The following is a 25,485-nucleotide window of genomic DNA, read 5'->3' as shown; positions in this document are numbered from 1 at the left end:
CACCATCACCTGGAGCACACCATGGCACATCACGACGCCGCAGTGGCCTCTCCCCGGGGTCGCACCCCCGAAGAGAAGAGAGTCCTGGCCGGAACCCTCGTCGGCACCACCATCGAGTGGTACGACTTCTTCATCTACGCCCAGGCCGCCGCCTTCGTGCTGGCCCCGCTGTTCTTCGCCCCGCTGTCCGCCGACAATCCCGGCCTCGCGCAGGTCGTCACGTGGGCGACCCTGGGCATCAGCTTCCTGTTCCGCCCGCTCGGCGCCGTGGTCGCCGGACACCTCGGTGACAAGCACGGCCGCAAGCTCGTGCTGGTGATCACCCTGATCGGCATGGGCGGCGCCACCGCGCTGATCGGCGTCCTGCCGACGTACGCCCAGATCGGCATCTGGGCCCCGATCCTCCTGCTGCTGATGCGCATCATCCAGGGCTTCTCCGCCGGTGGTGAGTGGGGTGGCGCCGCCCTGATGTCCGTGGAGCACGCCCCGAAGAACAAGCGCAGCGCCTTCGGCTCCTACCCGCAGATCGGCGTGCCGCTGGGCATGCTGCTGGCCACCGCCTTCATGTGGATCCTGACCAGCTCGATGTCGCCCGAGGACTTCCAGGCCTGGGGCTGGCGCATCCCGTTCCTGTCCTCCGTGGTGCTGATCGTGGTCGGCTACCTCATCCGCAAGGCCGTGGACGAGTCCCCGGTGTTCAAGGAGATGCAGCTCCGTAAGAAGGAGTCCGCCGCCCCCCTGGGCGTGCTGCTGAAGTCCCACAAGAAGAACGTCACCCTGGCGGCCCTGATCTTCATGGCCAACAACGCCGCCGGCTACCTGGTGATCGCCTTCTTCGCCTCCTATGGGGCCAACGTGCTCGGCATGAGCCGTGAGGCCACCCTGATCGCCACCTTCGTCGGCGGCCTGGGCTGGCTGGTGTTCACGATGTTCGGCGGGTACATCGGGGACAAGATCGGCAAGATCCGCACCTTCCAGATCGGCTACGCCATCATCATCGTGTGGGCGATCCCCATGTGGTTCATGCTGGACACGGCGTCCCTGCCGCTGTTCGCCCTGGCGATCGTGATCCTCACCATGGGCCTCGGCCCGTCCTACGGCCCGCAGTCCGCCCTGTACGCCGAGATGTTCCCCGCCCACGTGCGCTACTCGGGCGTCTCGATCGGCTACGCCTTCGGCTCCATCATCGGCGGTGCGTTCGCCCCCATGATCGCCCAGCTGCTGCTGAACCAGACCGGTATGGGCTGGACCATCGGCGTGTACATCGCCGTGCTGGCCATCATCTCCTTCATCGCGGTGTCCATGGTGCCCAAGTCCATCGAGGGCACGGACCTGCACGTCGACGAGGTGCACGAGCAGTACCTCTCCGAGCACCCGGAGGACGCCGCCATCGTGCAGCAGGCCGCCCAGGCCCACGGTGAGGCGGGCACGCCGACCGACCGGGGTGGCCGGCACTGACCCTGCCCCCTCACGGAACCGGGCCCCGTCGCACCACTGGTGCGGCGGGGCCCGGTCTCGTTCCGTCTCGTTCCGTCTCATCCCGTCGTGTTCCGCGGGACTGCCCGGCTTCCGCGGGACTGCCCGGGGCCGTCCCGACGGGCCCGGTTCAGCGCCGGGCGGCCCCCACCGCACGCCGGTACGCAGCGCCCTGGTGGTCCGCGGCCAGGCGCGGTCCGGCACCGGTCAGGGCCTCGCGCAGGGTGCCCCCGGTCCCCTCCGCGAGGATGCCCCGGCGCCGCAGTTCCGGGGAGACCAGGGCGGTGAACCGCTCCAGGTCCGCGGGACGGACCGCCGCGGAGATGTTGAAACCGTCGACGCCGGCCGCCTCCTGCCAGCGTTCGAGTTCGTCCGCCACGGTGGCCGGGGAGCCGGCGATGACCGGTCCGCGGCCCCCGATCGCGATGAACTCGGCCAGGTCCCGCACCGTCCACGTCCTGTCCGGTGACAGCGAGGTGAAGGACGCCAGGGCGGACTGGTTGGCCTCGGTGGCGACGTACTCGAGCGGGGAGTCCGGATCGGCCCCGGCCAGGTCCACGCCGGTCCAGCCCCCGAACAGGGCCAGTGCGCCCTCGACGTCCACGTGCCGGCGGTAACCCTCCAGCCGGGCCCGGGCCTCCTCGTCCGAGTCGGCCACGACCACCGTGGCCATGGTGAACACCTTGACGGCATCCTCCGCGCGGCCGCGTCCGGCCAGCCCGGCCCGCACGCCGTCCGTCCAGCGCCGGACCAGCTCCGGGGTGTTGCCGATGAAGAAGATCGCCTCGGCGTGGTCCAGGGCGAACTCCTGGCCGCGGGTGGACGCCCCGGCCTGGAACAGGAACGGGGTGCCCTGCGGCCCGGGGTGTGTCAGCGCCTGGCCCGGCACGGAGAAGTACGTCCCGTGGTGGCCGATCGGGTGCACCCGGTCCGGGTCCACGAACACGCCCGTCTGGGCGTCGGCGCGCACCGCGCCGGGATCGAACGATCCCTCGAAGAGCTTGTACATGACCTCCATGTACTCGTCGGCCCGGTCATACCGCTCGTCGTGCGGCAGCTGCCGGTCCATGCCCAGGTTGCGCGCGGCAGAGTCCTGGTAGGAGGTGACCACGTTCCAGGCCACCCGCCCGCCGGTGACGTGGTCCAGCGTGGCGAGGGTGCGGGCCAGCAGGTAGGGCGCCTCGTAGGTGACCGAGGCGGTGACGCCGAAGCCGAGCCGCTCGGTCACGGCGGCCATCGCGGGCACCATCACCAGCGGGTCGAGCACCGGGTACTGCACCCCGCCGCGTGCCGTGGCCCCGGTCCCTGCGCCGTAGACGTCGTAGACACCGGGGATGTCCGCCAGGAACAGGGAGGCGAACCCGCCCTCCTCCAGCGTCCGGGCCAGCGAGGTCCAGTACGCCAGGGTGTCGAAGCGGGACACCCCGGACTCCGGGTGCCGCCAGAGCCCCGGGGACTGGTGCACCGGGACCATCATGTCGAAGGCGTTCAGCAGCATGGGGCGGGTCATACGATCGTCCTCTCGGGGGCGCCCTCAATGGCGTTCTCAGCGGTGTCCTCGGTGGTGCGCGGGGTGCCGGAGCCGGGCGCGGGACCGGCAGGGCCGGCGTCGGGCACCGGATCCTGCCCGGGACCGTGCAGCTCGGTGAGCTCCGTGCCGTGCTGGTCCCGGGCAGGATCCTTCGCGGCCAGCCCGGTGACGACGGACAGCACGGCCAGCCCGGAGAGGTAGCCGGCGATCAGCCACGGGGTGTCACCGCCGGCGGCGAAGAGTAGCGCCGCGATCAGGGGCATCAGTCCCCCGCCCAGCACCGTGCCGACCTGGTAGCCCAGGCTCACGCCCGAGTAGCGCACGTGCACCGGGAACTGCTCGGCGAACCAGGCGGCCTGCGGTCCGTAGACCGCGTCGTGGATGAGGTTGATGCCCAGGATGATGACGAGGGGCAGCAGGGCCAGCGGCCCGGCCCCCAGGTAAGCGAACAGCACCCAGCCGAACACGCCGATCGCCGCATAGGCCGTCACGGAGACCACCCTGCGTCCCACCCGGTCGGACAGCCAGCCCCAGAACGGGGTCGAGACCAGGCCGACGGCCGAGGCGATCATCACCGCCGTGACACCCGAGGAGGAGTCCCCCCGCTCGTCGCGCAGGTAGGTCAGCATGTATACCGTGACCAGGTAGTACACGGCGTTCTGGGCCAGCCGCAGACCGATCGTCACCAGCAGCGGGCGGCGGTGGTGCGTCAGCAGCACCTTCAGCGGCGCCTTCTCGACCCTCCCGGAGGCCTGGTGCTCGAGGAACTCCGGGGCATCGGAGACGCCGAGCCGGATCCACAGTCCCAGGGCCACCAGCAGCGCGGAGAGCAGGAACGGGATCCGCCACCCGAAGGCGGCGAACTGCTCGGCGCTCAGCACGTTCTGCACGATGAAGAACGCGCCGGTGGCCAGCAGCATCCCCGCGGACGAGCCGATCTGCGTGAAGGACCCGAAGAAGCCGCGGTGCCGGGCCGGGGCGTGCTCCACGCTCAGCAGAGCCGAACCGCCCCATTCCGCACCGGCGGACAGGCCCTGCAGGACGCGCAGCACCACCAGCCCGACGACGGCCCACCAGCCGATCGCCTCGAAGGTGGGCAGCAGCCCGATCAGGGTCGAGGCCACGCCCATCAGCAGCAGCGAGGCCACCAGCAGGGCCTTGCGGCCGATCCGGTCCCCCAGGTGTCCGGCCACGATGCCGCCCAGCGGCCGGGCGATCACGCCGACGGCGAGCGTGGCGAACGAGGCGACGATGCCGCCGAGCTCGGTGGCCATCGGGAAGAACTGGACGTTGAAGACCAGCGCCGCGGCCGTGCCGTAGAGGTAGAAGTCGTACCACTCGATGGTGGTTCCGGCGAAGGCCGAGGCGAGGACGCGCTTCTTGCCGTCGAAGACCCGCGCGGGTCCCTGCCGGGGTTCGCCGGTGGAGGTGGTGGTCATGATGGTCGGGGCGCTCATGCGGCAGGCCCCGCCGTCTTCGCGTCGCCGATGGCGTTCAGGCCCTCCGGCAGGATGCCGTTGATGTGGTAGTCGCCGAGGGCGCGGGCCCGGAAGGCGATCGGGTTGTGGGTGGCCACGGTCTGGGCGTTGCGCCAGTGCCGGTCCAGCCCCTTGGACGTGGAGGTCGCGGAGGCACCCACGGTCAGGAACAGGTCCTGGGCGGCGCCCAGTGCCAGTTCGGGCACCGTGACCTGGGCGTGCTCGACGGCGATCTCGGACTCGTACAGGGCTCCCGGCAGGGTGCCGGTGAACTCCGGGACATTCGCCCCGGCATCGATGGCGGCCTGGATGCCGGCGTCGAGGGCCCGCGCGGCGTGCAGCACGGTGGCCTCGGCGGTGAAGGCCTGGGCGGAGATCCGCCCGGTGGCCTCCTGGATCAGCGGGTCCTCGCGGAACGGCAGGCCCAGCCCGGTGTTGAAGGTGCGCTTGCGGGTGGCGATGGTGGCGACGGTGTCCCGGCGGGCGGCCCGGGCGATGCCGGCCAGCACGGCCAGCAGCACGAGCTGGAAGAAGGCGGCCTCGTGGACGGCCTCGGCGCTGCCCGCGGTACGGTCCAGCACGGCGTCCTCGGGGACGGTGACGTCCTCGAAGAGGGCCGTGCCGGTGCCGGTGAGCTTCTGCCCGAAGCCGTCCCAGTCGTCCTCCAGCGTGACACCGGGGGCGTCCGTGGCGACGACGGCGAAGCGGCGTCCGTCCTCACCGTCCAGTGCGGCGGAGACCCGCGTGTAGTCCGAGAAGATCGATCCGGTCGCGTAGAGCTTCCGGCCGTTGAGCACCCAGCCCTCCCCGCTCCGGGTCAGCACGGTGTTCAGGGTGCCCAGGGCGTTGCCGCCCTTCTCGGTGGACGCGTTGCCCACCGTCGCCCCCGCCAGCACCCGGGGGTACCAGGCGTCCTGGAGGCGGCCGGGCAGGAAGCGCAGGGATTCCACGAAACCGTAGTGGGACCGGTACAGGTGGGCGATGTTCGAGTCGGCCTCGGCCAGGTCGATGAGCAACCGGGTGAAGTCCTCGATGCTCACCCCCGGCCCTCCGTGGGCGGCCGGGACCCGCAGGGTGCCGAACCCGGCGCGGTCCAGCCTGCGGACCTCCTCCCGGGGCAGCCGGCGCTCCAGGTCCCGTTCCAGGGCACCGGCCGCGATCGAGGCGAAGACCGGGGCGAAGTGCTCGCGCAATCCCGCGTAGGAGGCGGGCAGGCCCTCGGCGAGGTTCGCGGCCCCGGCCTCCGGTCCCGGCCGGGAGAGGTGTTCGGTGGTGGCGGCCTTCTCGGCCGTGCTCTGCGACATTCGGCGGTCCTTCCGGTCACACCGAGGATTACCGGCAGTCACGCCAACGGCTGGTCCGGCGCAGGCAGCGGACGCCGACGCACAGACCGACTGCAGATCCGGGATCTCCATCGGTCCTGGCCTTAGCACCCGTCGTTGGGGAGATGATCCCCTCGGGTTGCTGCGGCGTCGTCGAGCCAGGTCTCTCAGCCGCTCTGGATGGTTACGGGTTCACCCTAGCAATGGATCCCCGGGGCGTGGATGTCGCCCACGTCACGTCAGGACACACAGTCACCCCGCGGTGGCGTCCCCGGACCGGGTCATGGCCCCCGCCGCCAGCGTCACGCCGCTGTGCGAGGGGTCGCCGTCGAATTCCTCCTGGGAGACGTCCACCACCGGGAACCGGTCGAGGTCGACGCCGTCCGGCACCGGCAGCGTGGTGGTCTGGCCGGACACCGTGCCCAGCGAGATCAGCCGGCTGGCCTGTTCGTCGCGCAGCCACACCTCGTAGTACCCCTCCTGGGGCCCCTCGGAGACGTCGACGGTCAGGCGCAGGGCGCCGTCGGGCTCGGCGACCATCTCGGCGCGCCCCTCCACGTCCCGCTCCGTCACCGGCGCGAGGACCGCCTCGCCGACGGCGACCGGCTGGGGCGGCGTGTCCTGCCCGCTGTCCCCCTGGCCCACCAGGCCGGCCACGACGGCGGCACCGACGGCGCCGACGACCAGCCCGGCGGCCGCGGCGGCCGTGATGACGGGCCACCGGCGTCGCTGGGTCCGGGGCAGGAAGCTCACCGTGCCGGCGTCGTCGGCACCGAGCGTCCCCCCGCCACCGTGCCCTCCGGGCGCGGTCTCCGCAGACGTGCCGGACGTGCCGGCCGGCTCCGGGGCGCCCGGGACCGCGGCGAGACCGGGTCCGGCGTGGGGATCCTGCCGGAGGCCCAACTCCCGTTCGATGCCCGCCCACACGTCGGCGGACGGCTCGTGGAGGCTGACCGGTGCCGCGAGCGCGGACACCACGCGCTCGGTCCGGTCGAGGTCCAGGCGGCAGTCGGGGCAGGAGCGCAGGTGGGCGGCGGCCCCGGGGCCGGGCGCCTGGCCGGCGGCGATCGAGGCCAGGTCCTCCTCGGTCAGGTGCCGTTCAGCGGTCTCAGCCATCGTTCACCTCCAGTGCTGCTCGAAGCCGGGCCAGTCCCCGGTGGACATGCGACTTGACCGTTCCCAGGGGCATTCCCAGCCGTTCGGCGATCTGCCCCTGCGGGAGGTCCTGGACGAAGGCCATCCTCAGGATCTCATCCTGGGGCGGACCGAGCCTCTCCAGGGCCTCATGGACCAGCACCCGGTCCACGACCTGCTCGGACAGTTGCCGGTCCTCCCGCTGATGCTGGCCGGACGTCGCGTCCACGAGCTGCCGCTGGCGGTCCCGGGCCGCGAACGTGTCCGCCACGACCCGACGGGTGATCCCGGTCAGCCAGCCGCCCAGCGGACGGGTGGGGTCGTAGGTCTCCCGCGAGCGCCAGGCCCGCGTGAACACCTGCTGCGTGGCGTCCTCCGCGTCCTGCCGGTTGGACAGCGCCGCCATGCACAGGGAGAAGACGAGACGGCCATGCTGGTCATAGGCCTCACGCATGGCGTCCGCGCTCCCCGCGGCGAAGCGTCGGGAGAGGTCGTCGCTGTCCAGCGTCCCTCCTCGGTCGTGGCCCCGGCGGGCGGCGGTGGTCCATCACGTCACCCCGGGGCGTACCCGTGGCACGGACGTCCTCCGAGGATACGGGTCAGTCCAGTGACTCTGCCACCACGATGATGTTGTCCGCATAGCTCTGCCTCTCCGGCAACCACTGTCCACCACAGGTCACGAGGACCAGCCGTTCCGGTCCGGAGCGGGTGAAGTAGGGGGTGAAGTCCAGCCCGTCCTTGCCCAGGCGCTCCACCTGGGTGACCCGGTAGGCGTGCCACCGCCCGGACTCGTCCCCGACCCGGACCGTGTCCCCCGTCCGCGCCGTGCGCAGCGCGTACAGCGGCCCCTCGGGCGTGTGCTCCGAACCGGCGTGGGCGGCGATCACCGTGTTGCCCTCGCCGTCTGCCGGTGCCGGGCCGAACCGGTACCAGGCGGCGATGGACGCGTCCTCGGGGATCTCCATCTGCCCGTCCTCGGCCACCCCCGTGGGCACCACCGTCATCTCCGCCCCGATGGCCTCGTAGTCCAGCCGCACCGGTGCGGGCACCGGGGCCGCGGGCCGCAGGGCCGCGGAGGCCACCGGGACCTCCGCGGCTCCCGCACGGGAGGCGGGGACGCCGGCACCGGTGCCACCCGGGTCCCCGGGCGCCGGGGACGAGGCCGCCGGTGCCCGGGAGACGGAGGAGGATGGTGCGGCCGCAGCCGGGTCGGAGGAAGGGGGCTCCACCACGCCGGCAGGTGCGCAACCGGTGCCCGCGAGGGCGACTGCGACCGCCAGGGCGGCGAGGACCGGCCCCGCCGCCCTGGACCCGCGGGGCGAGGACTTGCCCCGGCGGGTCGTCTCAGGCACGGACGGAGGACCGGCGCCGCAACGCCGTCACCGCACCGGCCGCTGCCAGGAGCAGCGCGCCGCCGCCCGCGGCCCACCACAGGCCCTGACCCTCGGCGGGCACCTGGGTGTTGCCCGTGGGGACGCCGCCGGGGGCGGAGTGCATCCCCTCCACCGTCTGGGTGGCCAGGGCGAGCGAACCGTCCTCCGCCGAGCCCCAGGCGTAGACGATCGTCGCGGCGCCCTCGGTGACCTCCACGTCCGCGGGGCCGAGCACCGGGTCGGACTCACCCGCCACGGAGACCGCGGCCTCCAGGGTGCCGGCCGGCAGGTCCAGGGACTGCTCGTCCGGGTTGGCCAGGCCGGGGACGGCCACCTCACCGTTCGCCCAGACGTCCACGGCCGGGGCCGCGGCGACGTGTCGGACCACGAGGCGCCCGTTCCCGGCCTCCAGGGCGGAGGTGTCGTTCACGAAGGCGGTGGCGGTGGGCTGGCCCTCGGCATCGAGGTGGGCCGCCGCGGTGTAGTCGACCCCGCCGTCCAGGGTGACGTTCACCGGGCCGATGACGGGCTCCGAGTCGTCCTGCGCGTCCGCGGCGGTCACCGCGATCTCGTAGTCACCGGCGGGAAGTTCCAGGGGGCCGGCCAGGTCACCCGGTGCGAAGTCGTCCAGGGTGCGCTCGCCGTTGACGAACACGTCCACGGTGGTGTCCGGGACGCCGTGGAGCACGGAGAGCATCGCGGTGTCACCGCCGGATCCCTCCGTCTCGCCGGCCGTGGCCGGCAGTGCCGTGCCGAGCATCGCCACGCCGCATGCTGCGGTGACTGCCAGGGGAAGTGCCTTACGCATGGTGTCGTCCTTTCACGGGACCCACAGTCGGGGCCGTCCACATGAGCACGTTTGTCCTCACACCGCCTACTACCGGAGGAGGCGCCGAAAGGTTGCACGAGGGACGACGTTGGTCCGGATGATGTTCCGGCCGGGGGAATCCGGGGAATAGCAAGGGCGGATCCACCGTTGGACCACCGGAGTCATCCCGGCTCCCCACGCATCCCGAGGAGAACCCACAGTGTCGCCTGCCCCCGCCGAAGGCCCCCAGCGGGGCACCGTCACCGCCACCGCACCGCCGGCCGGGACATCCACCGCGTCCGGGGTCCCCGAGGGCGCGATGCGCGTCATCTGGTTGCTGGTGGTCTCGGCCTTCGTGGTGATCCTCAACGAGACGATCATGAGCGTCGCGCTGCCGGAACTGATGCGGGAGTTCAGCGTGGGGGCCGCCACCGCACAGTGGATGACCACCGCGTTCATGCTCACCATGGCGGTGGTCATCCCCGTCACCGGGTACCTGCTGACCCGGTTGCCGCTGCGGACGGTCTTCACGATCGCCATGGTCAGTTTCCTGCTCGGCACCCTGCTGGCCGCCCTGGCCCCCACGTTCCTCGTCCTGGTGCTGGGACGCGTGGTCCAGGCGGTGGGCACGGCCATCATGATGCCGCTGCTGTTCACCACGGTGCTCAACGTGGTCCCGGCCAGCCGCCGCGGCCGCACCATGGGGGTCATCTCCATCGTCATCGCGGTGGCCCCGGCCACCGGGCCGACCATCGGCGGGATCATCCTGGACCTGCTGGAGTGGCGCTGGATGTTCCTGCTGATGCTGCCGATCGCCACGCTGGCCCTGGCCCTGGGCGTGGCCATGATCCGCAACGTCACCGACACCCAGCGGATCCCGCTGGACGTGCTCTCCGTGGCACTGTCCGGTATCGGCTTCGCCGGCCTGGTGTTCGGGCTCAGCAGCATCGGGGCCGCGGCCGAGGGGGACGCCCTGATGCCGCCGTGGATCCCGCTCGTGGTCGGTGTCCTCGCCCTCGCCGTCTTCACGTGGCGCCAGCTCGGACTGCGCGACCACGCCCTGCTGGACGTGCGTGCCTTCACGGCCCCGGCCTTCACCATCTCGCTGGGCATGATGATCATCGGCATGATGGCGATGTTCGGCACCCTGATCGTGCTGCCCATCTACCTGCAGAACGTCCTGGGCGAGTCCACGATGGACACCGGCCTGGCGCTGCTGCCGGGTGGACTGGTGATGGGCGTGCTCGGGTTGATCGTCGGCCGCCTGTTCGACCGCGTGGGCGCCCGTCCGCTCGTGATCCCCGGGACCGCGGTCGTCTCCGGGGCCCTGTGGGGCCTGACCACGTTGACCGCCGAGACGTCCCTGGGCACGGTCATCGCCTGGCACATGCTCCTCAACGCGGGGCTGTCCCTGATGTTCGGCCCGCTGATGACCTCGGCCCTGGGCGCCCTGCCGCGCCGCCTGTACTCGCACGGCAGCGCCATCCTGTCCACCCTCCAGCAGGTGGCCGGGGCCGCGGGCACCGCCGTGTTCATCACCGTCATGACGACGGCGACCATCGCCGGGGCCGCCAGCGGCACCGAGCCGACGGTCGCCCTGATGAACGGCATCCACAACGCGATGGTCTGGGGCGCGGTCATCTCGCTGGTGGCCCTCGCGGGCTCCTTCGCCGTCCGTTCCACCCCCGCCGAGGAGGAGGTCCGGCCGGCGCCCGCCCCGGTCCGGGCCGGCGTCGACGCCTGATCCCCTGACCGCACCTGGCGGTCAGGGGGTGACGTCAGACCCCCGGGTCCCGGGCGGGGACGTCATCCGTCGACCGCCGGAGCCCGGGGGCTCAACCGCGCAGGTCGATGGACGCCGAGGTCCCGGCGCGCCCGGCGGCGGGCGGGGTGACGGGGCCGTCGGCCTCCTCGTCGCCCTCCGCGGCGAGCTGCCCGCAGGCGCCGTCGATCTCCTTGCCGCGGGTGTCGCGCAGGGTGGTGGGGATGCCGGCGTCGTTCAGGCGGTCGATGAACTCCTGCGTGACGTCCGGCTCGGAGGAGGTCCAGATCGAGCCCGGGGTCGGGTTCAGCGGGATGGGGTTGACGTGCACCCAGCCCCGGCCGCGGGCGTTGAGCTTCTTCGCCAGCAGGTCGGCCCGCCAGGCGTGGTCGTTCATGTCCTTGATCAGCGCGTACTCGATCGACACGCGCCGCCCGGTCTTCACGAAGTAGTTGTAGGCGGCGTCGATCGCCTCATCGGCCTTCCACCGGGAGTTCACGGGGATCAGCTCATCACGCAGCTCGTCGTCCGGGGCGTGCAGGGACAGGGCGAAGGTGACCGGGATGCCCTCGTCCGCGAGCCGGTTGATGGCCGGGACCAGCCCCACGGTGGAGACCGTGATGTGGCGGGCGGACATGCCCAGGCCCTCGGGGGCGGGGTCCACCATCCGCCGGACCGCGGCGATGACGCGCTTGTAGTTGGCCAGCGGTTCGCCCATGCCCATGAACACGATGTTCGTGACGCGCTCGGCGTCGTGGCCGCCGTCGCGCCGCAGTCCCCCCAGCCCGCCCTCGGCGATCACCTGGTTGGCCCGGACCACCTGTTCCACGATCTCCGCGGTGGACATGTTCCGTGTCAGCCCGTTCTGGCCGGTGGCGCAGAACGGACAGTTCATCCCGCAGCCGGCCTGGCTGGACACGCACAGCGTCACCCGGCCCGGATAGCGCATCAGCACCGACTCCACCAGGGCGCCGTCGAACAGGCGCCACAGGAACTTGACGGTGTCCCCGTTGTCCGTGGTCAGCCGGCGGACCTCGGTGAGCAGCGGCGGGAACATCTCGGCCACGAGCGTCTCGCGCTGGGCCGCGGGCAGGTCCGTCATGCGCTCGGGGTCCGAGGTGTGGTGCACGAAGTAGTGGGTGGAGAGCTGCTTGGCGCGGAAGGCCGGCAGCCCCAGTGCCTTGACCCTCTCCTGGCGTTCGGCCAGGGTCAGGTCGGCCAGGTGCATCTTCGGCTGGGCCACGCGCGGCTGCTTGAACTGCAGCAGCGGCCGCCCGTCCTCCGTGGTCTGCTGCGTCCAGCCCTCCGCCTGCGGCCGGACCTGGGGGCGGTTGGCGTCAGGGCCCGTGGCCGCGGCGGCCGGGTTGGAGAGCATCCGCCCGTCCAGGGGTCCGCCGATGCCCTGGCGCTGGAGCCGCTCGCGGTCCTCGGAGAGCTGCCGGGCCTCGGTCTCGTCGATGAGTCCGCGCTGGGGACGGTTCAGCTTGAGCTTGCCGTCCCGGGCGTGCTCGAGGTGCGCGTCCGCGGGGTCGGCGGCGCGGTGGGACTGCCGGCCCTGCTGCACCGGTGCGGTGCGGGACGGGCGGTCCGGGGTGCGGGAACGGTTCTGGTCAGCCATCGCCCCCATTCTCCCACGGTTGTCCAGCCCCGGCAGGGGGGCCGACGCCGGCCAGGGTCAGGGGGGCACCACGGCCCCTCGCCATCAGGAACGGGCTTCGTCGCCATCCCGGGGCAGGGATGGCGTCATTCCCCACACCTGATGCGGTGGCTGCGGACCTGATGCGGATACGGCGGACGGATGCCCCCCGGTCACTCCTCGACGGCCCGGTCCCGCCCGGCCAGCCAGCCGAACACGGCCGCACCGAGCCCGGAGGCCGCGAACAGCCAGGCCGCGGGACCGAAGGAGCCCGTGACGGCGAAGACCTGCCCCGTGATGAACGTCCCCGAGGACCCCAGCCCGTACCCGAGGCCCTGCATCATGCCGGAGACCCGGATCGCCATGTGGGCGGATTCACTGCGCAGGGTGATCATGGTCAGGGCCAACGCCGTCAGCGCCCCCTGGCCCACGCCGAGCACGCCGGTCCACACCCAGATCCCGGCCATGGGGCCGTGGATGGACAGGATGAACCCGGCGGCGGTCAGCACGGCCGCGGCCACGTTCAGTGCCGACTGACTGCGCATCCGGGCCGCCAGCACGGGGGCGGCCAGGGAACCGGCCATCTGCAGCACGATCGACACCGCCACGATCAGCCCGGCCAGCCCGCCGTCGAGGCCGCGCTCGCGCAGGATCGGGGCCAGCCAGGCGAAGGCGGTGAAGGACGTCATCGCCTGGAAGACCATCATCAGGGTGATGTGCCAGGCCACCGGGGACGTCAGCGGGCTCCGCCCCGTGGTGGACGTGACCGGCCGGGCACCGGACCGGTGCCTCCGGAGCACGGGCACGAGCAGGCCGGCGGTCACCAGTACGGGCACCGCCCAGATCCCCAGGGCCAGCCGCCAGTCCCCCACCGCCTCGTACACGGGGAACGTGAGCCCCGCGCCGAGGGCTGCCGACCCGCAGATCGCGGTGGTGTACAGCCCGCTCATCAGCCCCAGGTGGTTGACGAAGTCCTGCTTGACGATGCTGGGCAGCACCACGTTGGCCAGCGCGATCGCCGCCCCGGAGAACACGGTGCCGACCAGCAGCGTGACCATCGCGCCGCCGTCGGGAACGGGGACCGAGCGCACCACCAGGCCGAGCGTGAGCAGCAGCAGGGCGCCGAAGAGCACCCGCCAGGACCCGAAGCGGCGCGCGAGGACGGGGGCCAGCGGGGCGAAGACGCCCAGCAGGGTGGCCGGCACGGTGGTCAGCACGGTGGCTCCCCACCCCGGCAGTCCGGTGGCCGCGGTGATCTCCGGCAGGATCGCGGAGAACGAGGAGAACAGGGTCCGCAGGTTCAGCGAGACCAGCACCACGCACACCGCCAGGTACAGCCAGGAGACCGGTGACGGCGACGGGGGTGTTCTCGATCTCACAAGGGGCATCATGCCACCCGTTCAGGACAGGGTGCGCAGCACGAGGGCGGACGGCAGCTGGCGCAGGCGCCGGGGCAGCCTCGGATAGACGCCGCGTACCACCCGCCACATCCGGTCCTCGCGCACCGAGTCCGCACCGTCCCAGTCCAGCCCCAGACCGGTGCGGACCGGGTGCGGCAGCATCCCGGCGGCGGTGAAGCGCACCAGCGGCATGAGGCGGCGCAGCCACCAGGGGGCGGACTCGGCGGCGAACAGGTCCCGGCAGATCACCCGGGCCTCCTCGGTCACCTCCAGGGTCCCGACGGCAGTGCTCCAGTACCGCTCGAAACCCTCGCGGTCCCGCGGCCAGAGGCCCGCGGGCATGCCGAGCAGGGTGCCCAGGACGGCGTAGTCGCGGTAGATCTCCTCGGACCGGGCGTCGTCGAGCGTGCCCCACAGCCGCCAGCGCGCCTCCTCGGCGGCACGGTAGAGGGTGGCCGTGACCCACAGCTGGGCCTGCGGGTCGGCCGCCGAGTACGACCGGCCGCCACCGTCGGTCCCGCTCACCGGACCATGGGCCGCCCGCACCCAGCCGGTGACCGCGTCCCGCATGCCGGAGGCCTCCGGCAGGACCGCGGCGTAGACGTACTGCAGGGTGTGCCGCAGCCGCCTCAGCGGGTCCGCGGCGAAGTCCGAGTGACGGGCGACGCCGGCTCCGACCGGCCGGTGGGCGACCTGGAGGAGGATCGCCGCCCCGGCACCAGCCAGCACGATCGCCTCCCGGGCCAGGCCGACCGTGGTCAGCGGCGCGTCCCGGTGGCCGCGCGGGGCGGGATCTGCGGGGGCCACCGGTCCGGTCACCGCCACTCCCCCGGGTCCACCCGCCAGCCGCGGTACGGCGGGGGGAACGCGGCCGGCGCCGCGGCGGGGACCGGTCCCGGGGTCCCGGTCCTCACCGGTTCCGCCTGGGCCTCCCGCGCGGTCTCGAGTGCCTCCATCTGCTCGTCGCGCTCGGCGTCGCCGAGGCCGGCCACGGTGAGGACGGCGTCGAGGTTGCGGATGAAGACCACCAGCCAGGCGTAGACGATCCCGGCCATCGCCAGCTCGAACCCGGTGAGGTTGTAGTAGCGCAACGGGAACCACAGCAGGGTGGCGACCACCCCCAGGGCGACCATCAGGTAACTGGCCACGTACACCGCGGCCGGGAAACCGGGCAGCCACCACTGGATGGAGGCCAGCATGAGCATGAACACCGCCCCGAGGACGCGGATGAACGTGGAGTGGACGGGGTCCGAGAGGTTGATCGGCACGATCCCGGCACCCACCATGCACAGCCCGATGACCACCAGGCCCCCGCGCAGCACGGTGATCCTGGCCCGTCGCCCGCCCGCCGACTCGCGGGCCCGGGCCCAGGCGTAGAGGTCCTGGGTGATGAAGGAGGCCAGCGTGGTCAGGACCAACCCGGAGACGGTCAGGGTGGTGTTGAAGGTCCAGAAGGACAGGATCCCGGCCTGGCCGGTGCCCAGCTCGGAGAAGAACGCGTGCCACCAGAACGGGTTCTCGGCCAGCAGCATGGACACGATCATCCCGGACGCCATGAACACCGCCAGCAGCGAGGACAGCGAGCGCGTGGAGATCCGGGCCGCGGAGTTGAACCCCAGGTACCCGGCCACCGCACTGATGACGGTCATCATCACCGTGGCCGCCACCCGGTCCACGGTCAGCCCCGTGAACGCCTCCTGGAAGAGGCGGAACAGGGCCAGGCAGGCCATGACGGCGATCGCGGCATGGACCACCAGCAGCCCGACCGCGTCGGCCACGAACCAGCCCCAGCGTCGGCGGGTCATCCACTGGTGGGTGGTGCGGGTGGACCGGGCGAGACCCACCAGGCAGGCCACGCCGGCGCAGGCCCCGGCCGTGACGGCCGCGATCAGGCCCACGGACCCGTCCCCGGACAACGGCCGCCGGTCCTGGAACAACACCAGCCCGACGGCGGCTCCCCCCGCCGCGGAGGCGATGGCCACCCAGATGGCCAGCGACTCCCGCACCACCGGGTTCGTCACCCGGCGGGCGGCAGGGCGTCGCTCCACCGTCGGCTCGTGGTGGCTTCGGGGGCCGCCCGGGCCGGCGGTGGCGGGTGCAGGGGGTGGGCTCACGTCCGTCACGGTGGCCGATTCTGGCACGACCGGGTGAACCGTCGTCCACCGGGACCCGCCGCCGGCCGTCCGATGGGGGGAAGAGTGTTGCGTTCCTCACAGGATGTCTTATAGTGATTCATGTTCTGTTCACCTGGTGTTCACTTTGAGCGGGGTGACGGAGGGCGACGAGGACGTCGCCGAGAGAAGCAAGGAGATGCCATGACCACCCACGTCATGACCGATGACCGGCCGAGCGGCCGTCATCTCACCACCACCGTTGCCGCGCGCAACGGGATGGGCGGCGGACTTCCCACCGGCGCCAACGACATCGTCCACTCCCGCGTGCTGGACCGGGCGGTACAGCGCCTGACCGTCACGTACGGAAGTGACCTGGAGCCCGGCCTCATCCGCCGGACCGTCCAGAGGACCTACCGGGAGCTGGAGGCGTCTGCCCGGGTGAAGACGTTCCTCCCCGCCACCGCAGTCCATCTCGCCGAGAACCGCCTGCGGGAGCTGGCCAGGACAGCCCGGGACGGACGCGCCGACGCCACCCCTGCGCCGCGCGTGCTCGACGGGGGCAGCCCCGCGGGCATCACGCGGTCCCGGGAGCGTGCCGCCGCCTGACCATCCGAGGCCCCGGGCGCTCAGGCGCGGGGCGTCAGCACGGGAGTGATGACCATGCACCAGGATCCAGACACCCGGGTCCTGGCCGGACGGGCCGGTCAGGACTACCGCGAGCGCGACCAGCAGGTGCTGGCCCGCCTGGCGGCACACCTGTACGAGCGGTACGCCCCGGCCGTGGACCGGGCCACGGTGGACCGCCTGGTGGCGGAGACCTATGCGGAGTTCGACCGTCGGGCGACCGTCAAGTCCTTCCTCGCCACCACCGCCGGACGGTTCGCGGAGAGCCGGATCCGCGCGCTGGCCGTGGCCCGCGGAGCCATCGAGTCGCCGTTGCCGCGCGTGCTCTTCATCGACGACGCCAACGCCGGCCGCTCGCAGATGGCCGCGTCCCTGACGCTCAAGCACTCGGACGGCCGGATCACCGCCCGATCGGCGGGACTGGAGCCTGCCGGCTCGATCTACGAGGACGCCCTGACCGCGATGGACGAGGTCGGCATCGCGTTGCACTACGCCTTCCCGAAGCCGTTGACGGCCGACGTCCTCGAGGCGGCCCAGGTGGTCATCACCTTCGACTGCGCGGACCGGGTCGACCGGCTGGAGGGGAAGGACTATCGCGACTGGGGCATCCCCAACCTCGTCGGCCGCCCCCTGGAGGACGTGCGCCGGGCCCGCGCGGAGATCGAGTCCCGCGTCCTGGACCTGGTCCGGGAGCTGGGGCCGGAGTCCCGGTGGGCAGCGTCCGGGCCGGCGCCGTCAGCGTCCACGACGGCCTGAGTGCTGACACCCCTGCCGACGGCCCAGCGACCGCTCGCGCCTCCACCCGGCGTCGACCACCGGGCGGGCCCGGACAGGGTCTTGACCGGCACCCTCCCGCTGGCCAGCATGGTGCCCGGCGGCCCCGGACAGGGCCGTCCGGTCCCGGGCCCCGTCCGTGGCCGTCACCGGCCCTGCACGGGGCCGCCACCGTTGGAGTGATGATGGACCGGAACGCCACGCCCCAGGACACCGCCCACGACGACAGCCACGCCTCTCGCGCGCTCGACCGCAACGTCCTGGCGCGAACCGCCGCCCACCTCTACGAGCGGTACGCCCATGTGGTGGACCGGGAGACGGTGGAGCGGGTGGTCCAGGAGTCCTACGAGGAGCTGGAGCGCACCGCCGCCGTGAGGACCTACCTGACCGCCTCGGCCGGCAATTTCGCGGACAGCAGGCTGCGCGCCCTGTCCATCGCCCGGGGTGCCATCGAGGCGAGGAACCCGCGCGTGCTGTTCGTGGACGACGAGAACGCCGGCCGGTCCCAGATGGCGGCCTCCCTGGTCCTCAAGCACACCGAGGGCAGGATCGCCGCCCGCTCCGCCGGGCTGGCACCGGCCGGGTCGGTCCACGACGCGGCCGTCCAGGTCATGGCGGAGGCCGGTGTCCACCTCGAGCACGCCTACCCCAAGCCCCTGGCCGACGACATCCACCGGGCCGCCCAGCTGGTCGTCACCCTCGCCTGCGCCGATCGCGTCGAGAGGGTCGACGGCGTCGAGTACCGCGACTGGGACATCCCCACGCTGGAGGGCAGCGACATCGAGGACGTGCGGCGGGTACGGGATGACATCGACGCGCGGGTGCGGGAGCTGATCGCCGAGCTGGGCCACGACGCGGGGTCCTGAGGCCGGGCCCCGGGGGGCCTGGGCCTATGATCGCCGCATGACGGTTGACCGAGGCGCCCCCGGCCACCGGCACGGCGCCACCGCGGCTCGCGGGCGACTCGCGATCGCCTTCGGCATCACCTCCGCGATCCTCGTCGTCGAGGTGGTCGGCGCGGTGCTGACCGACAGCCTGGCCCTGCTGGTCGACGCCGGGCACATGCTCACGGACGCCGGCGGCCTGCTCGTGGCGCTGGTCGCGGCGCAGCTGGTGCTCCGGCCGCCCTCACGCCGCCGCACCTGGGGCCTGCTCCGGCTGGAGGTGCTGGCCGCCGGCGCCCAGGCCACCATCCTGCTCCTGGTGGGGGCGTTCGCCCTGGTCAACGGCGCGTTCCGACTGGCGGACCCGCCCGAGGTCCACGCGCAGGGCCTGCTGGTCTTCGGCGCGGTGGGACTGCTGGGGAACGTCGCCTCCCTGGTGGTCCTCGCCGGCGGCAGGAAGCACTCCCTGAACCTGCGGGCGGCGTTCCTGGAGGTGGTCAACGACGCCCTGGGCTCGGTGGCGGTCATCGTCAGCGCGGTGGTGGTGGCGACCACCGGCTGGATGCGCGCCGACGCCGTGGCCGGCATGCTCATCAGCCTGCTCATTATCCCCCGGGCGGTGGTGATCATGCGCGAGGCCGGCAGCGTGCTGCTGGAGTCGGTACCCGCCGAGCTGGACCTGACGGACATCCGGCGTCACCTGCTCAGCATGCCCCACGTCCTGGAGGTCCACGACCTGCACGTGTCCCGGATCGACACGGGCACGCCCGTCCTGACCGCCCACGTGGTGGTCGAGCGCGGTTGCTTCGACGACGGCCATGCCACCCAGATCCTGCAGGAGCTGCAGGACTGCGTCACGGAGCACTTCCCCCTGCCCGTGGAGCACAGCACCTTCCAGCTGGAACCGCCCGGACACCGGGACGGGGAGGGCCACGTCCACTCGTGAGCGCCCCGGAGGCCCCGGAGGGAGTGGAGCCCCGCCGCACCCGTGGACACATACCCCCTGGGGGTACTTGCGATGATACCCCTAGGGGGTATATGGTCGGGGCATGAGCAGCGAAGCGCACCTCACTGCCGGCCCCGTCGCCCCCACGGCGGGCCGGGAGGCCCGGCCGGCCGACGCGGCCGACGGCGCCCCGGGCCACGGATACAGCCCGCGCAAGGACGAGTACCTGAAGCGCCTGCGCCGGGTCGAGGGACAGGTCCGCGGCATCAGCCGCATGGTGGACGAGGACCAGTACTGCATCGACGTGCTGACCCAGGTGGCCGCCGCGACCAAGGCACTGCACGCCGTGAGCCTGGGCCTGCTGGAGGACCATCTCGGGCACTGCGTCGCCGAGGCGGCGCGCCAGTCCCGGGACGCCGGGGACGACACCCTCGTGCAGGAGAAGATCGCCGAGGCCACCGCGGCGATCGCCCGGCTCGTCCGCTGACCACCACCGACATCATTCCGACGTCCAGGAGGACTCCCATGACCACCACCGACATCAAGATCACCGGCATGACCTGCGGCCACTGCGTCCGCAGCGTTACCGAGGAACTCTCCGTGCTGCCCGGGGTGACGGGCGTCGAGGTGGACCTGGTGTCCGGGGGCACCTCGGTGGCGACCGTGACCAGCGAGGGGCGGCCGCCGGCACCCGAGGACCTGCAGGCCGCCGTCGAGGAGGCCGGGTACGCCGTGGCCACCCCGGGGCTGGAGTCAGCCTGAGATGAGCGCTGACCACGCCACGACCGCCCCGGACCAGGACACCGGCATCCGCAGGGTGGACCTGGACATCAGCGGGATGTCCTGTGCCTCCTGCGTCCAGCGCGTCGAACGGAAGCTGGGCAAGCTGGAGGGCGTGAGAGCCTCGGTCAACCTCCCCCTGGAGACGGCCGCCGTCACCGCACCGGCCTCCGTCACCGACGCGGAGCTCGTCGCCGCCGTGGACCGCGCCGGGTACTCGGCCACCGTCCGCCATCCCGCCGGCGTCCGGGGCGCCCGTCCGGCGGATCACGCGGGCGGGGACGTCCGGCGCCACGACATCCGGCCCGGGGCCGAGGGGCCCGAGCAGGGTGAGCACCCGGATCACGCCGAGCACGGGGACCACATGGACCACGGGCCCTCCGGTGAGGTGATCCGGCCCCGGCTGATCGGGGCGGCCGCCCTCACGGTGCCGCTGTTCCTGATCTCCATGGTCCCCGCCCTGCAGTTCCCGCACTGGGGCTGGGTCGCCCTCGCCCTGGCCACCCCCGTGACCTTCTGGTCCGCCTGGCCGTTCCACGCCGCCGCGTTCAAGGCCGCCCGCCACGGTTCCTCCACCATGGACACCCTGGTCTCGATCGGCGTGCTCGCCGCCTGGGCCTTCTCCACGGTCGAGCTACTCCTGGACCCGGGCATGACAGCGCTGGCGGGGACCGAACACGCCGGCATGGCGGGCATGACCTCCATGGCGGACCACCAGCTCTACTTCGAGACCGCCGGCGTGGTGACCACCTTCCTGCTGCTGGGCCGCTGGCTCGAGGCCCGGGCCAAGCGCCGGGCGGGCGAGGCCCTGAGGTCCCTGCTGGACCTGGGCGCCAAGACCGCCACCGTGCTGCGGGACGGCGTGGAGACCACCATCCCCGCGGCCGCACTGGTGCCCGGCGACGAGTTCGTGGTGCGCCCGGGCGAGAAGGTCGCCACGGACGGCTTCGTGGTCAGCGGCCACTCCGCCGTGGACACCTCCCTGATCACCGGTGAGTCCGTCCCCGAGGAGGTCGGCCCGCAGGACACCGTCACGGGTGCCACCGTCAACACCTCCGGCCGGTTGCTGGTGCGCGCCACCCGCGTGGGCAGCGACACCACCCTGGCCCAGATGGGGCGCCTGGTGTCCGAGGCCCAGACCGGCAAGGCCCCGATCGCCCGGCTGGCCGACCGCATCTCCGCGGTGTTCGTCCCGATCGTGCTCGTCATCGCCGTGGTGACGTTCCTGGCGTGGCTGGCCCTGTCCGGTGACCCGCACTCCGCCTTCCGCGCCGCCGTCGCCGTGCTGGTGATCGCCTGCCCCTGCGCCCTCGGCCTGGCCACCCCGGTGGGGTTGCTGGCCGGCACGGGACGCGCCTCGCAACTGGGCATCCTCATCCGCGGCCCCGAGGCCCTCGAGGACACCCGCACCGTGGACACGATCGTGCTGGACAAGACCGGCACGGTCACCGAGGGCACCCTCGCCGTCACCGGTGTCACCCCCCTGAACGGCTTCGAGGCGGACACCGTGTTGCGGCTGGCCGGCGCGGTGGAGTCGCACTCCGAGCACCCGATCGCCCGGGCCATCGTGGACGCCGCCCGCGAGGCCGGCGGCATCCCCGAGGTGACCGGCTTCGCCTCCTCCGCCGGCGGCGGGGTGCGCGGCCTCGTGCACGACGTCGGCTCACCGGCCGCCCCGGGCGCCGTCACCACCACCAGTGCCACCGGGGGTGACACCGCACAGCCCGGCCGTGCGCAGCCGCGCACCGTCGCGGCGGGCCGGTCCGGGTACATCAGCACCCTGCTGGACTCCGGCACGCTCACCGAGGCGGAGACCGCCGCCCTCGACGCGGCCGAGGGAGCCGGCGCCACCGCGATCTGGGTGACCGTCGACGGTGGCGTCGCCGGGATCGTCTCGCTGCAGGACACCCTCAAGGAGTCCTCGGCGCAGGCCATCGCGGAGCTCACGGAGCTGGGGCTGCGGCCGATCCTGCTGACCGGGGACAACGCGCAGGTCGCCGCCCGGGTGGCGGCCGCCGTCGGGATCCCGGCCCGGGACGTGTTCGCCGGGGTGCGCCCCGAGGACAAGGTCGCCCAGGTGCGGCAGCTGCAGGAGGCCGGCCGGGTGGTCGCCATGGTCGGCGACGGCGTCAACGACGCCCCCGCCCTGGCGCAGGCCGACCTGGGGATCGCCATGGGCTCCGGCACCGACGTGGCCCGGGAGGCGGCGGACATCACCGTGATGGGCTCGTCCCTGCACCAGGTGGTGCAGTCGGTCCAGCTCAGCCGCAGGACCCTGGGCATCATCAAGTCGAACCTGTTCTGGGCGTTCGCCTACAACACCCTGGGCATCCCGGTGGCGGCGTTCGGGCTGCTCAACCCGATGCTCGCCGGGGCGGCGATGGCCGCCAGCTCCGTGCTGGTGGTGGCGAACTCGCTGCGCCTCACCCGCTTCGCCCGGTAGGGGCCTGCCGCACCGCGCGGGTGAGGACGACCGGTGCCGTGCGGGTGATGACGACCGGTCGTCACCGCCCGCACGGCACCGGGGGGACGGTCAGACGCCGTAGATGCCCTCGAAGAACGCCGCCAGCTCCTCCGTGGCGGACAGCGGGAGCACCTGGGCGACGTACTGGTCCGGGCGGACGACCACGACGACGCCGTCACGGCTCAGGCCGCGGGCCTCGAAGATGTCGTCCTCCGGGTCCACGCCGAACACCTTGTTGAGGTTGGAGACCTGGAACGTGCCCACCTTGGGGCGGAAGATCCCCGGGGCCTGCATCAGGTCCACCTCCTGGTGCGGCTGCTGGTAGACGGCGTAGACGTCGAACAGCGCGTCGAGGTCCTTGCCCGCCGGGGTGAACCGGTGCACCGGGGACTCGGCGGACTCCAGCCACTCGGCGAAGGCGCGCAGCGCCGAGTCCTGGGCCGAGGACACGGCGGCGTCGGCGAAGGCGTAGATCCGCCACCGGCCGTCCGCCACGTGCTGGTGCCCCAGGAACGTGGGGTTGGTGTCGCACACGCGCTTGACCGGATGGGCCTTGAAGCGCTTGCCCAGCGTGTAGCCGGTGGCCAGGTCCTGGTGGGTGGCGGCACCGGTGATTAGGCCCTGCGGGTACTCCGTCATGAACCCGGCCGGGAACTCGAAGGTCTTCTGGTAGAACTCCTCCAGGGCGTTGGGGTTCTCCAGTTCCTCCGGCTTGGCCGCCATCATCGAGGACCACTCGCGGTCGAAGTCGATGAGGTTCTGGGCGATCTGCTGCCGCTCCGCCGTGTAGGTGGTCAGCAGCTTCTCCGGCGCGATCCCGGAGACGACCTGGCCGAGCTTCCAGCCCAGGTTGAAGGCGTCCTGGATGGAGACGTTCATCCCCTGGCCGGCCTTGGCCGAGTGGGTGTGGCAGGCGTCCCCGGCGATGAAGACCCGCGGGGTGCGCGTGCCGGCCTCCTCGGTCGGCACGTCGTCGAAACGGTCGGTCACCCGGTGCCCGACCTCGTAGACGCTCCACCAGGCCACGTCCTTCACGTCCACGGTGTACGGCGTGACGATCTCGTTGGCGCGGCGGATGATCTCGTCCAGCGGGGTCTTGCGCACCGCGCCGGCGTCGCTCTGGTCCACCTCGCCCAGGTCCACGTACATGCGGAACAGGAAACCGCCCTCGCGCGGGATGTGCAGGATCGAGCCGTGCTTGGACTGGATGGCGCACTTGGTGCGGATGTCCGGGAAGTCCGTCTCAGCCAGCACGTCCATGACGCCCCAGGCGTGGTAGGACACCGCCCCGACGTGCTGGGCACCGATGTCCCGGCGGACCTTGGAGTGGGCCCCGTCGGCGCCGAGGACGTACTTGGCGCGCACCACGCGCTCCTCGCCCGGGGCCACCCCGGCCTCGGGGGTCTCACCGGTGCGCTTCAGGGTCGCCGTCACGGGGTACTCACCCTCGCCGACCTCCAGCTTCACGAACTCCCAGCCGAAGTACGGCTCGGTGCGGGAGGGGGCGTGCCTGGCGAAGCGCGCGAAGTAGTCCAGCACGCGGGCCTGGTTGACGATCAGGTGGGGGAACTCGCTGACGCCGGCCGGGTCGTCGAGCTCGCGGGCCGTCCGGATGATGTTCTCCGGGTTGGCCGGGTCCGGCTTCCAGAAGTTCATCTCGGTGAGGTGGTAGGCCTCCGCGACGATCTCGTCGGCGAAGCCGAAGGCCTGGAAGGTCTCGACGCTGCGGGCCTGGATGCCGTCCGCCTGGCCGATCTCGAGGCGGTTGGGGCGGCGGTCGATGAGGCAGGTCATGACCTCGGGGAAGCTGGCGAGCTGGGCCGTGGCGGTCATGCCGGCCGGGCCGGAACCGACCACGAGGACGTCCATGGTCTCGGGCAGTTCGGGTGAGCGTTCGATGCCCACGCCGGCGGCGGGTTGCACGCGCGGATCGGTGGAGACGTATCCGTGGTGGTGGAACAGCATGGTGACTCCTGCGGTCGTGAAGGCGGGGAGAGAAGGGGTGTTCTATAATCGAACATACAGTTCTCATAGCGAACAACTATGCGAGATCATATACGGTAGGTGACGCCCCTCACAAGGCGGCGTGACCTGCTCCTCAGGACTCACCATGAAAGGGCCCCCGGTGACCGCACCTGCCCACGGATCCCCCGACACCCCGTCCGCGACGCGTCCGAGGAAGGGCGAGGACGCGTCCGGCGGCGCCCCGCACTCCCAGACCCTGTCCCGTGGGCTGCGCATGCTGGAACTGGTGGTCTCCGCCCCGGAACCGCCCACGATCGCCGAGGTCTCCGCCCAGCTCGGTGTCCACCGCTCGATCGCCTACCGGATCCTGCGCACGCTGGAGGACCACGGGCTGATCACGCGGGATGCCTCCGGACGGCTGATCGGCGCACCGGGGCTCGCCGTCCTGGCGCGCGGGGTGCAGCAGGACCTGCAGTCCGCCGCGCTGCCGGAGCTGACCACGCTGGCCAACGAACTGCAGATGAGCGCCTTCGTGGCGGTCTGGGGACAGGGCGAGTGCATCACCCTGGTGACGGTGGAGCCCTCCCACGGTCACGCCGTCACCCAGCGCCCCGGCACCCGCCACCCCCTCGACCGAGGAGCCCCGGGTCTGGCCGTGCAGGCGGGCATGGGGCCCGAGGAGCTCGCCGGACTGACCGGGGGCCTGCCCCCGCGCGTGGAGGTGGAGCAGGCCCGGCAGCGCGGTTATGCCGTCAGCAACGACGAGGTCCTGGACGGCGTCTCCTCCGTCGCCGTCCCCCTGCGCGTGGACGGGCACCTGCCGGCCGCCGTCGCGGTGGTGTACGCGACCCGCCAGCTGGACGTCGAGGCCCTGGGCAGGAAGCTCGCGCTCAGCGCGGAGCGGGTCGCCGGCCGGCTCGGACAGCGCCTGGCCACCGGCCACTGAATCCTGCGGCCACCGCGGTCCTCGCCGGGGACGGCCGCGGTGCCCGGCACGGGTGAGGGGAGCCCAGC

The 25,485-nt window shown here is 72.4% G+C and carries 22 protein-coding genes and 1 riboswitch; of the genes, 10 read left to right on the top strand and 12 right to left on the bottom strand.

The window, feature by feature from the left end; translation table 11 throughout:
* Nucleotides 1-21: 21 nt before the first annotated feature.
* On the top strand, nt 22-1,458 hold the full coding sequence (locus PLJ28_RS09220; protein ID WP_183529581.1) for an MFS transporter: 1,437 nt from the start codon (nt 22-24) through the stop codon (nt 1,456-1,458).
* A 148-nt stretch (nt 1,459-1,606) separates the two neighbouring features.
* Here PLJ28_RS09220 and PLJ28_RS09215 read toward each other — a convergent pair whose 3' ends face one another.
* The 7 genes from PLJ28_RS09215 to PLJ28_RS09185 form a co-directional block, all read right to left on the bottom strand.
* The gene (locus PLJ28_RS09215) at nt 1,607-2,986 is read right to left on the bottom strand and encodes an LLM class flavin-dependent oxidoreductase (RefSeq protein ID WP_183529583.1); all 1,380 of its coding nucleotides are present in this window, start codon (nt 2,984-2,986) and stop codon (nt 1,607-1,609) included.
* On the bottom strand, nt 2,983-4,464 hold the full coding sequence (locus PLJ28_RS09210; RefSeq protein ID WP_255459751.1) for an MFS transporter: 1,482 nt from the start codon (nt 4,462-4,464) through the stop codon (nt 2,983-2,985). The genes PLJ28_RS09215 and PLJ28_RS09210 overlap by 4 nt, the downstream gene beginning before the upstream one ends.
* Nucleotides 4,461-5,789: an acyl-CoA dehydrogenase family protein gene (locus tag PLJ28_RS09205; RefSeq protein WP_298044570.1), complete on the bottom strand. Its 1,329-nt coding sequence runs from the start codon at nt 5,787-5,789 to the stop codon at nt 4,461-4,463. The genes PLJ28_RS09210 and PLJ28_RS09205 overlap by 4 nt, the downstream gene beginning before the upstream one ends.
* 104 nt (nt 5,790-5,893) lie before the next feature.
* Nucleotides 5,894-5,994, bottom strand: a riboswitch (SAM riboswitch).
* A gap of 65 nt (nt 5,995-6,059) precedes the next feature.
* Nucleotides 6,060-6,923 (bottom strand): anti-sigma factor domain-containing protein, encoded by an 864-nt coding sequence (locus tag PLJ28_RS09200; protein ID WP_183529586.1) that lies wholly within the window; start codon nt 6,921-6,923, stop codon nt 6,060-6,062.
* The gene (locus PLJ28_RS09195) at nt 6,916-7,395 is read right to left on the bottom strand and encodes an RNA polymerase sigma factor (protein ID WP_010143927.1); all 480 of its coding nucleotides are present in this window, start codon (nt 7,393-7,395) and stop codon (nt 6,916-6,918) included. Before PLJ28_RS09195 ends, PLJ28_RS09200 begins: the two co-directional genes overlap by 8 nt.
* A 145-nt stretch (nt 7,396-7,540) precedes the next feature.
* The gene (locus PLJ28_RS09190; protein ID WP_183529589.1) at nt 7,541-8,293 is read right to left on the bottom strand and encodes a class F sortase; all 753 of its coding nucleotides are present in this window, start codon (nt 8,291-8,293) and stop codon (nt 7,541-7,543) included.
* Nucleotides 8,286-9,122: a DUF4397 domain-containing protein gene (locus PLJ28_RS09185; protein WP_183529591.1), complete on the bottom strand. Its 837-nt coding sequence runs from the start codon at nt 9,120-9,122 to the stop codon at nt 8,286-8,288. The genes PLJ28_RS09190 and PLJ28_RS09185 overlap by 8 nt, the downstream gene beginning before the upstream one ends.
* Before the next feature lie 220 nt (nt 9,123-9,342).
* On the opposite strand from PLJ28_RS09185, the gene PLJ28_RS09180 reads away from it, so the two are divergent.
* Nucleotides 9,343-10,866 carry an MDR family MFS transporter gene (locus tag PLJ28_RS09180; RefSeq protein WP_183529593.1) on the top strand — a complete coding sequence of 508 codons (1,524 nt, stop codon included), beginning with the start codon at nt 9,343-9,345 and terminating at the stop codon, nt 10,864-10,866.
* 91 nt (nt 10,867-10,957) lie between these two features.
* On the opposite strand, the gene rlmN is transcribed toward PLJ28_RS09180, so the two are convergent.
* The 4 genes from rlmN to PLJ28_RS09160 all read right to left on the bottom strand — a co-directional run bounded on the left by rlmN (nt 10,958) and on the right by PLJ28_RS09160 (nt 15,968).
* Nucleotides 10,958-12,259 carry a dual-specificity RNA methyltransferase RlmN gene (gene rlmN / locus PLJ28_RS09175; protein WP_255459761.1) on the bottom strand — a complete coding sequence of 434 codons (1,302 nt, stop codon included), beginning with the start codon at nt 12,257-12,259 and terminating at the stop codon, nt 10,958-10,960.
* 434 nt (nt 12,260-12,693) lie between these two features.
* Entirely contained in the window at nt 12,694-13,911 is a 1,218-nt protein-coding gene (locus PLJ28_RS09170; protein WP_324590053.1) for an MFS transporter, read from the bottom strand.
* A gap of 9 nt (nt 13,912-13,920) precedes the next feature.
* Nucleotides 13,921-14,727, bottom strand: a complete 807-nt coding sequence (locus PLJ28_RS09165; protein WP_324590052.1) for an oxygenase MpaB family protein — start codon at nt 14,725-14,727, stop codon at nt 13,921-13,923.
* An 8-nt stretch (nt 14,728-14,735) separates the two neighbouring features.
* Nucleotides 14,736-15,968: a hypothetical protein gene (locus PLJ28_RS09160; protein ID WP_324590051.1), complete on the bottom strand. Its 1,233-nt coding sequence runs from the start codon at nt 15,966-15,968 to the stop codon at nt 14,736-14,738.
* 267 nt (nt 15,969-16,235) lie between these two features.
* On the opposite strand from PLJ28_RS09160, the gene PLJ28_RS09155 reads away from it, so the two are divergent.
* The 7 genes from PLJ28_RS09155 (at nt 16,236) to PLJ28_RS09125 (ending at nt 22,485) form a co-directional block, all read left to right on the top strand.
* Nucleotides 16,236-16,640, top strand: a complete 405-nt coding sequence (locus tag PLJ28_RS09155; RefSeq protein ID WP_298044564.1) for a three-helix bundle dimerization domain-containing protein — start codon at nt 16,236-16,238, stop codon at nt 16,638-16,640.
* A gap of 48 nt (nt 16,641-16,688) precedes the next feature.
* Entirely contained in the window at nt 16,689-17,414 is a 726-nt protein-coding gene (locus PLJ28_RS09150) for an arsenate-mycothiol transferase ArsC (protein ID WP_183529601.1), read from the top strand.
* A 200-nt stretch (nt 17,415-17,614) separates the two neighbouring features.
* Nucleotides 17,615-18,298 carry an arsenate reductase/protein-tyrosine-phosphatase family protein gene (locus tag PLJ28_RS09145; RefSeq protein ID WP_324590050.1) on the top strand — a complete coding sequence of 228 codons (684 nt, stop codon included), beginning with the start codon at nt 17,615-17,617 and terminating at the stop codon, nt 18,296-18,298.
* Between the two features lie 37 nt (nt 18,299-18,335).
* Complete coding sequence (locus PLJ28_RS09140) at nt 18,336-19,262, top strand: cation diffusion facilitator family transporter (RefSeq protein WP_298044558.1); 927 nt, start codon at nt 18,336-18,338, stop codon at nt 19,260-19,262.
* A gap of 103 nt (nt 19,263-19,365) precedes the next feature.
* Nucleotides 19,366-19,749 (top strand): metal-sensitive transcriptional regulator, encoded by a 384-nt coding sequence (locus PLJ28_RS09135; RefSeq protein WP_298044557.1) that lies wholly within the window; start codon nt 19,366-19,368, stop codon nt 19,747-19,749.
* Nucleotides 19,750-19,787: 38 nt separating this feature from the next.
* Complete coding sequence (locus PLJ28_RS09130) at nt 19,788-20,024, top strand: heavy-metal-associated domain-containing protein (protein ID WP_183529609.1); 237 nt, start codon at nt 19,788-19,790, stop codon at nt 20,022-20,024.
* Nucleotide 20,025: 1 nt separating this feature from the next.
* On the top strand, nt 20,026-22,485 hold the full coding sequence (locus PLJ28_RS09125; protein WP_324590049.1) for a heavy metal translocating P-type ATPase: 2,460 nt from the start codon (nt 20,026-20,028) through the stop codon (nt 22,483-22,485).
* Between the two features lie 90 nt (nt 22,486-22,575).
* On the opposite strand, the gene PLJ28_RS09120 is transcribed toward PLJ28_RS09125, so the two are convergent.
* Nucleotides 22,576-24,471, bottom strand: coding sequence for an FAD-dependent monooxygenase (locus tag PLJ28_RS09120; RefSeq protein WP_183529613.1), 1,896 nt, complete (start codon nt 24,469-24,471; stop codon nt 22,576-22,578).
* Nucleotides 24,472-24,631: 160 nt separating this feature from the next.
* Between PLJ28_RS09120 and PLJ28_RS09115 the strand changes: the two genes are divergently transcribed.
* Nucleotides 24,632-25,417 carry an IclR family transcriptional regulator gene (locus PLJ28_RS09115; RefSeq protein ID WP_298044548.1) on the top strand — a complete coding sequence of 262 codons (786 nt, stop codon included), beginning with the start codon at nt 24,632-24,634 and terminating at the stop codon, nt 25,415-25,417.
* Nucleotides 25,418-25,485 lie beyond the last annotated feature (68 nt).

The sequence above is a fragment of the Citricoccus sp. genome (assembly GCF_035445025.1).
Classification (GTDB): Bacteria; Actinomycetota; Actinomycetes; order Actinomycetales; family Micrococcaceae; genus Citricoccus.
This window is presented reverse-complemented; position numbering and strand designations above follow the sequence as displayed.

Excerpts from the sequence above, each read along its gene's own strand:
- rlmN (WP_255459761.1), bottom strand. The coding sequence starts at position 12,259 with ATGCTCTCCAACCCGGCCGCCGCGGCCACGGGCCCTGACGCCAACCGC.
- PLJ28_RS09140 (WP_298044558.1), top strand. The coding sequence starts at position 18,336 with ATGACGGTTGACCGAGGCGCCCCCGGCCACCGGCACGGCGCCACCGCG.
- PLJ28_RS09120 (WP_183529613.1), bottom strand. The coding sequence starts at position 24,471 with ATGCTGTTCCACCACCACGGATACGTCTCCACCGATCCGCGCGTGCAA.
- PLJ28_RS09155 (WP_298044564.1), top strand. The coding sequence starts at position 16,236 with ATGACCACCCACGTCATGACCGATGACCGGCCGAGCGGCCGTCATCTC.
- PLJ28_RS09135 (WP_298044557.1), top strand. The coding sequence starts at position 19,366 with ATGAGCAGCGAAGCGCACCTCACTGCCGGCCCCGTCGCCCCCACGGCG.
- PLJ28_RS09215 (WP_183529583.1), bottom strand. The coding sequence starts at position 2,986 with ATGACCCGCCCCATGCTGCTGAACGCCTTCGACATGATGGTCCCGGTG.
- PLJ28_RS09185 (WP_183529591.1), bottom strand. The coding sequence starts at position 9,122 with ATGCGTAAGGCACTTCCCCTGGCAGTCACCGCAGCATGCGGCGTGGCG.
- PLJ28_RS09125 (WP_324590049.1), top strand. The coding sequence starts at position 20,026 with ATGAGCGCTGACCACGCCACGACCGCCCCGGACCAGGACACCGGCATC.
- PLJ28_RS09220 (WP_183529581.1), top strand. The coding sequence starts at position 22 with ATGGCACATCACGACGCCGCAGTGGCCTCTCCCCGGGGTCGCACCCCC.
- PLJ28_RS09210 (WP_255459751.1), bottom strand. The coding sequence starts at position 4,464 with ATGAGCGCCCCGACCATCATGACCACCACCTCCACCGGCGAACCCCGG.
- PLJ28_RS09205 (WP_298044570.1), bottom strand. The coding sequence starts at position 5,789 with ATGTCGCAGAGCACGGCCGAGAAGGCCGCCACCACCGAACACCTCTCC.
- PLJ28_RS09150 (WP_183529601.1), top strand. The coding sequence starts at position 16,689 with ATGACCATGCACCAGGATCCAGACACCCGGGTCCTGGCCGGACGGGCC.
- PLJ28_RS09130 (WP_183529609.1), top strand. The coding sequence starts at position 19,788 with ATGACCACCACCGACATCAAGATCACCGGCATGACCTGCGGCCACTGC.
- PLJ28_RS09145 (WP_324590050.1), top strand. The coding sequence starts at position 17,615 with ATGATGGACCGGAACGCCACGCCCCAGGACACCGCCCACGACGACAGC.
- PLJ28_RS09170 (WP_324590053.1), bottom strand. The coding sequence starts at position 13,911 with ATGATGCCCCTTGTGAGATCGAGAACACCCCCGTCGCCGTCACCGGTC.
- PLJ28_RS09195 (WP_010143927.1), bottom strand. The coding sequence starts at position 7,395 with ATGCGTGAGGCCTATGACCAGCATGGCCGTCTCGTCTTCTCCCTGTGC.
- PLJ28_RS09200 (WP_183529586.1), bottom strand. The coding sequence starts at position 6,923 with ATGGCTGAGACCGCTGAACGGCACCTGACCGAGGAGGACCTGGCCTCG.